7 protein-coding genes are annotated in these 6,917 nt (G+C 38.9%); all 7 read left to right on the forward strand.

The window, feature by feature from the left end; all coding sequences use genetic code 11:
• Window positions 1-71 precede the first annotated feature (71 nt).
• The 7 genes from cysK to lysS all read left to right on the forward strand — a co-directional run bounded on the left by cysK (window position 72) and on the right by lysS (window position 6,659).
• A complete protein-coding gene (gene cysK / locus ACRPLQ_RS26030; RefSeq protein WP_013054888.1) occupies window positions 72-1,010 on the forward strand; it encodes a cysteine synthase A in 939 nt (312 codons plus the stop codon).
• A 97-nt stretch (window positions 1,011-1,107) separates the two neighbouring features.
• The gene (pabB, locus tag ACRPLQ_RS26035) at window positions 1,108-2,523 is read left to right on the forward strand and encodes an aminodeoxychorismate synthase component I (protein ID WP_028412651.1); all 1,416 of its coding nucleotides are present in this window, start codon (window positions 1,108-1,110) and stop codon (window positions 2,521-2,523) included.
• A 2-nt stretch (window positions 2,524-2,525) separates the two neighbouring features.
• Window positions 2,526-3,107, forward strand: coding sequence for an aminodeoxychorismate/anthranilate synthase component II (pabA, locus tag ACRPLQ_RS26040; RefSeq protein WP_013054890.1), 582 nt, complete (start codon window positions 2,526-2,528; stop codon window positions 3,105-3,107).
• A 4-nt stretch (window positions 3,108-3,111) separates the two neighbouring features.
• Window positions 3,112-3,975 carry an aminodeoxychorismate lyase gene (gene pabC, locus ACRPLQ_RS26045; protein WP_033580816.1) on the forward strand — a complete coding sequence of 288 codons (864 nt, stop codon included), beginning with the start codon at window positions 3,112-3,114 and terminating at the stop codon, window positions 3,973-3,975.
• A gap of 21 nt (window positions 3,976-3,996) precedes the next feature.
• Window positions 3,997-4,356: a dihydroneopterin aldolase gene (gene folB / locus ACRPLQ_RS26050; protein ID WP_028412654.1), complete on the forward strand. Its 360-nt coding sequence runs from the start codon at window positions 3,997-3,999 to the stop codon at window positions 4,354-4,356.
• Window positions 4,357-4,902 (forward strand): 2-amino-4-hydroxy-6-hydroxymethyldihydropteridine diphosphokinase, encoded by a 546-nt coding sequence (folK, locus tag ACRPLQ_RS26055; RefSeq protein WP_165635902.1) that lies wholly within the window; start codon window positions 4,357-4,359, stop codon window positions 4,900-4,902.
• Window positions 4,903-5,174: 272 nt separating this feature from the next.
• On the forward strand, window positions 5,175-6,659 hold the full coding sequence (gene lysS, locus ACRPLQ_RS26060; protein WP_013054894.1) for a lysine--tRNA ligase: 1,485 nt from the start codon (window positions 5,175-5,177) through the stop codon (window positions 6,657-6,659).
• Window positions 6,660-6,917 lie beyond the last annotated feature (258 nt).

Consider the following 6,917-nt stretch of genomic DNA (forward strand, 5'->3'; position numbering starts at 1 on the left):
TGACAATTTAGAAAACATCTGATAAATTGTATACAAAATCAATAAAATTAGTTGGTATTAGGAGTGGTCATATGGCACGTATTGCAAATTCAATTACAGAGTTAATTGGTCAAACACCAATCGTAAAACTAAACCGTCTAGTTGAAGAAGATATGGCGGATGTATATTTAAAATTAGAATTTATGAACCCAGGAAGCAGCGTAAAAGATCGTATCGCATTAGCAATGATCGAAGATGCTGAAGCAAAAGGTGTATTAAAGCCTGGAGACACCATCATTGAACCAACAAGCGGTAACACAGGAATTGGCTTAGCAATGGTAGCTGCAGCAAAAGGATACCGTGCTATTTTAACAATGCCTGAAACGATGAGTATTGAGCGTCGTAATCTGCTTCGTGCGTACGGTGCAGAGTTAGTGTTAACACCAGGTCCAGAAGGAATGAAAGGTGCGGTTAATAAAGCAACTGAGCTTGCAAAAGAGCACGGCTACTTTATTCCTCAGCAGTTCCAAAATGAAGCGAACCCAGAAGTGCACCGTCAAACAACGGCTAAAGAGATCATCGAGCAGTTTGGCGATCAGCTAGATGGATTTGTGGCAGGTATCGGTACTGGCGGTACTATTACAGGTGCTGGCGAAGTATTAAAAGAAAAGTATCCAAACATCAAAATTTATGCGGTAGAGCCAGCTGATTCTCCGATCTTAAGTGGTGGTCAACCAGGACCTCATAAAATTCAAGGAATCGGTGCAAACTTTGTTCCGGATACGCTTAACACGGAAGTATATGACGAAGTTGTCGCTGTTCAAAACGACCAAGCTTTTGAATATGCACGTAAAGTAGCAAAAACAGAAGGCGTACTAGTAGGTATCTCTTCTGGGGCTGCGATTTATGCTGCGTTAAAAGCTGCAAAACAGCTAGGAAAAGGTAAAAAAGTGTTAGCGATTATTCCAAGTAACGGTGAGCGTTACTTAAGTACTCCATTGTTCCAATTCGAGGAACAAACACAAGCATAAAAACCATAAAAGAACAGCTTCTATATGAAGCTGTTTTTTTTCATCTGAGAATCATGTAAAATGAAAGCAGGTGATTTATTTTTAGGAGAGTGAACAAATGCAGCAAAGAATGACTTGGGGCGAATCTATTTCTATCTCTAAAAACCAATGGTTCAAAAAATATCAAGAGTTGTCAAAAGAGGAACCGAATCATATCCTGCTTGAAAGCGGTCGAGGCGGAAAGTTTCAAATGATGGGATTAAAACCTGTAGCCATTTTGCGAGGCGAACAAAACGAGCTTCATATCAAAACGGATGGCCAAGCTACTGTTCAAAAAGGTAATCCGCTTCATCTTATGCGAGACTGGATGAAGAAGTTTGAAGCAGAGGTGAATCCAGATCTTCCTCCTTTTCAAGGTGGAGCAATTGGCTTTATTAGCTATGATTATATCCGCTATGTAGAAACCATACCTGATCTTGCTGAAGATTCATTGAAAACGCCGGACGTTTATTTCCTTATTTTCGATGACGTATTTGTATACGATCAAGAAAAGGAAAAGCTCTGGATTATCGTTAACGATGAAGCAGATTGTAAAGAGCAGGCACATAAGCGTATTGATCAATACAAAAAGGACTGGATGGAGGCAAGTGCTGAAGGGCTCTCATATGAGCGTATTCATCGTGTTGCCGAAAAGAGTGAGGTTTCAATGTCTGAAGCTGCTTTTTCAGATGCCACAACTCGCGTACATGAGTACATCGGTCAAGGCGATGTGTTTCAAGTGAACTTATCTGTTCGACAGTCTCAACAGCTTCAAACTCATCCTATGCATATCTACGAACAGGTACGAAAAATCAACCCGTCTCCTTATATGTCTTATATGCAGACAGAAGAATTTCACATTGTGAGCTGTTCACCAGAACTATTAGTGAAAAAAGCCGGTGACGAAATCAGTACGAGACCAATTGCGGGAACGCGCTCTCGCGGTAAGGATGATCAAGAAGACCAACAGTTAGCGGATGAGCTTATTCATAACGAAAAAGAGCGTGCAGAGCATGTGATGCTTGTTGATTTGGAGCGTAATGACCTTGGTAGAGTAAGCGACTATGGTACCGTTCATGTTGACGAGTTTATGGTTATTGAAAAGTATTCACATGTGATGCATATTGTGTCTAATGTAAAAGGCAAGCTCGCGCGCAATAAAGATTTTGTAGATATTGTAGATGCGGTTTTTCCTGGAGGAACGATTACTGGAGCGCCTAAAGTTCGTACAATGGAAATCATTGAAGAACTTGAACCTGTAAGGCGAGGAATTTATACAGGATCGATTGGTTGGATTGGGTTTAATGGAGATATGGAATTAAATATTGCGATTCGCACTATGATTATTCAAGACGGCCAAGCTTATGTGCAGGCTGGTGCGGGTGTTGTAATTGATTCAAATCCGAAACACGAATACAAAGAATCACTGAAAAAAGCAATTGCACTATGGAAAGCAAAAGAGCAGAGCGAAAATGAGCTGAGTGAGGGTGAGTAAAGATGATATTAATGATTGATAATTATGATTCTTTTACGTTTAATTTAGTACAGTATTTAGGTGAGCTAGGGCATGAGCTTCTTGTAAAAAGAAATGATGAAATTACACTTTCTGAAATTGAAGTGCTAAATCCAGATTTCTTGATGATCTCCCCGGGACCTTGTAGTCCTAACGAAGCGGGAATCAGTTTAGAAGCCATCGAGTATTTTGCAGGTAAGATTCCAATATTCGGCGTATGCTTAGGGCATCAGTCGATTGGGCAAGCTTTTGGAGGGAATGTGATTCGTGCGGATAAATTAATGCACGGTAAAACATCTGAAATGCATCATGATGGCCGTACTATCTTTAAAGGTCTTGATAATCCGTTCACGGCAACTCGATATCATTCTTTGATTGTAGAAAAAAGTTCACTGCCGGATTGCTTTGAGATTTCAGCGTGGACAGCAGAAGATGAAATTATGGCGATTCGCCATAAATCATTACCTATTGAAGGGGTACAGTTCCACCCTGAATCTATCATGACTTCTTACGGTAAAGAAATGCTGAAGAATTTTATTGAAACTTACGAAAAAAAGCGAGTGTAATGATATGTATATATACGTAAATGGTGAAGTAAAGCCTGCGTCTGAAGCCACTATTTCTCCGTTTGATCACGGATATATGTATGGTCTAGGGCTATTTGAAACGCTACGAGTTTATGATGGTCATCCATTTTTAGTGGAAGACCATCTGGATCGACTGCGTAGCAGCTTACGTGAATTAAATATTGTATGGGACTACTCCACACAGGACGTGTTGGCAATTATTAATAGTCTGTTAATGAAAAACAATGAGAGAAATGCGTATGTTCGATTAAATGTTTCAGCAGGAAATGGCGGAATTGGACTGCAAGTGGAAGAATACGACAAGCCATCTACAATTGTATACATGAAATCAATGCCTCATCCATCGAGCCCCCTTGTAAAAGAGGGGCTTATTCTTGAGACAAAGCGAAATACGCCCGAAGGAACCGTGAGGTTGAAGTCTCATCATTATTTAAACAATGTACTGGCTAAGCGAGAAGTTGGTTCAGACTTAAATAAAGAGGGTATTTTTTTAACAAAAGAAGGGTTCTTAGCCGAAGGTATTGTGTCCAATTTATTTTTTGTAAAAGATGATTGTGTATATACACCGTCTCTTGAAACAGGTATCTTAAATGGAATTACGAGACAGTTTATCTTTACGCTTTTAAAAAAGAAAAACATAGAAGTTGTAGAAGGTTTATTTACGGCGGAACAGCTTTTGGAGAGTGATGAAGCTTTCGTTACAAATTCCATTCAAGAAATCGTACCTCTTCGAAGTATAAAGGATAAGAAGTTTTCAGTCGGAGACCATACGTTAACAGCTCAGTTGCAAAAAGAGTATCGCTCTTACACGATGTCGCTAATGAGTCGACGCGAGCTACATGTATAAAAGCGAAAGGAGAGGCTAAAGATGGATAAAATTTATGTGAATGATATGCGTTTCTATGGATATCATGGTGTATTTCCAGAAGAAAATAAATTAGGGCAGCGTTTTCACGTGGATTTAACTGTAGAACTAGATTTAAAACAAGCTGGTACTACGGACAATTTAGAATACTCGGTGAGCTATGCAGATTTATACCAAACATGCCAGGAAGTTGTAGAGAAGCGCACGTTCAAGTTAGTTGAAACGGTGGCCGAAACGATTGCATCTGAATTGCTTGCTAATTACGAACTCGTGCAGGCTTGTACAGTAAAGGTATATAAGCCTGATCCGCCAATTCCCGGTTATTATCAATCGGTAGCTATTGAAATTAAAAGGAGCCGTTGAATGACAACAGAAGCATATATTGCATTAGGATCAAATATTGAAAATCGAATGGAACATTTGAAGTCGGGAGTTACTGGCTTGATGAAACATTCTGAGGTTAAGGTAGTGGCTGTTTCATCTGTTTATGAAACGGCCCCGGTCGGGTATACGAATCAAGCAAGCTTTTTAAACATGGTAGTAAAAATACAAACAACGTATTCGTCAGAGCAACTTTTAGATTGTTTGCAAGCCATTGAACAAGCGGCAGGTCGAAAAAGAGAGATTGTATGGGGACCTAGAACCCTTGATTTGGATATCTTACTTTATAGTAATGAAATCATTCATACGGATAGGCTGAACGTCCCTCATCCCCGAATGTTTGAACGGGCGTTTGTGATGGTTCCTCTAAACGAACTAGCTCCATCTCTTATTCTCCCTGTAGCAGAAGAAAAAGTTGAAACCATCACAAAACGGTTATCGGATTTAAAAGATGTAAAATTATTTCGAGAGCAAACAACTGATATACTAGATATGTTCGAAAATAATAGGAATGATTTACATAATTAAAAATGAATCTTATTAGTTGATTCATTTTTATATTGGCGTAAAGTAGAGTTCACAGTGAAAACTTTAAGGTTTGGGTTCGCAGGTTGTTGGTTTATTCGGTAGCTTGTTAGAGAAATCGAAGAAAAAGAGAAGCGAAGCAAGAATAAAGCGATTTGACATAGAGAAACGACTGAACCTATAATAATTTTAAAGAAACGTAGTAGTTGCCAGTAAACATGCTGGCCTTTTTTCTGTTTCGGAAAACTTAATTATACGATGGAGATGAGTAAACGATGAGTCATGAAGAATTAAATGATCAATTTCTCGTTCGTCGCGAAAAAATGAGCAACCTACGAGATCAGGGTATTGATCCGTTTGGTCAACGTTTTGAACGTACACATACATCACAGCAATTAATTAGTGAGTATGACGAGTTAACAAAAGAACAGTTAGAAGAAAATGAAGTGCCTGTGTCACTAGCTGGTCGTATTATGACAAAGCGTGGAAAAGGAAAAGCAGGTTTCGCTCACGTTCAAGATTTAACAGGACAAATTCAGCTTTATGTACGTAAAGATGCAATTGGCGAAGAACAGTACGAAATCTTCAGCAGCGTAGATATCGGTGACTTGGTAGGGGTTGAAGGTGTTTTATTCAAAACAAAAGTTGGCGAACTTTCTATTAAAGTAAAAGATTTCACGTTACTAACAAAAGCGCTTCGTCCACTTCCAGATAAATATCATGGTTTAAAAGATATTGAACAGCGCTACCGTCAACGTTACTTAGATTTAATTACAAACCCAGAAAGTAAACAAACATTTATCTCAAGAAGCCGCATTATTCAATCGATGCGCCGTTACTTAGATAATCACGGATACTTAGAAGTTGAAACACCGATGATGCATTCAATCGCAGGTGGAGCAGCAGCTCGTCCGTTTGTGACACACCACAATGCGCTTGATATGGAACTTTATATGCGTATTGCGATTGAACTTCATTTAAAACGTTTAATCGTAGGTGGATTAGAAAAAGTATATGAAATTGGCCGTGTATTCCGTAATGAAGGTGTATCTACACGTCACAATCCTGAATTTACAATGATCGAATTGTACGAAGCGTATGCGGACTACAAAGATATCATGGCTTTAACAGAGAACTTAATTGCACACATTGCGCAAGAAGTACTTGGCACAACAAAGATTCAGTATGGTGATCAAGAGGTAGACCTAACGCCAGAATGGACAAGACTTCATATGGTCGATGCTATTAAACAATATACGGGCGTAGACTTCTGGGGAGAAACATCTGTTGAAGAAGCTCGTGCTTTAGCAAAAGAACACGGGGTAGAAATCACTGAACATATGCAATATGGACATATTGTAAATGAATTCTTTGAACAAAAAGTAGAAGAGCAGTTAATTCAACCGACGTTCATTTACGGACATCCTGTAGAAATCTCTCCACTTGCTAAGAAAAATGCGGAAGATCCGCGTTTTACTGACCGTTTTGAGCTGTTTATCGTTGCGCGTGAACACGCGAACGCATTTACAGAGCTAAATGATCCAATTGACCAACGTGAGCGCTTTGAAGCTCAGTTGAAAGAGAAAGAACAAGGAAACGATGAAGCACATGAGATGGATGATGACTTCATTGAGGCATTAGAATACGGTATGCCACCTACAGGTGGTCTAGGAATCGGTATTGACCGCCTTGTTATGTTACTAACAAATGCACCGTCAATCCGTGATGTACTATTATTCCCACATATGCGTCAACGCTAAAAAAAGAGATGGCTACGGCCATCTTTTTTTAGGTATTAATATTAGAAAATTTAAACTTTTAATTTACCTCTTGTTTTTATGAAAACGATTTGGTATATTTATATCTGTTGCTAACGCAGATAAGCGAAAACAACAAAAAGAAATAAAAAAAGTTGTTGACATTACGTTGATAACTTGATAAGATAGTAAAGTCGCTTAAGAGCGGCGGTTGAACTTTGAAAACTGAACAAAGCGACAAACGTCAACGTTAATTTTTAT

The organism is Priestia sp. TRN 1309, from assembly GCF_050846875.1.
Taxonomy (GTDB): Bacteria; Bacillota; Bacilli; order Bacillales; family Bacillaceae_H; genus Priestia; species Priestia zanthoxyli.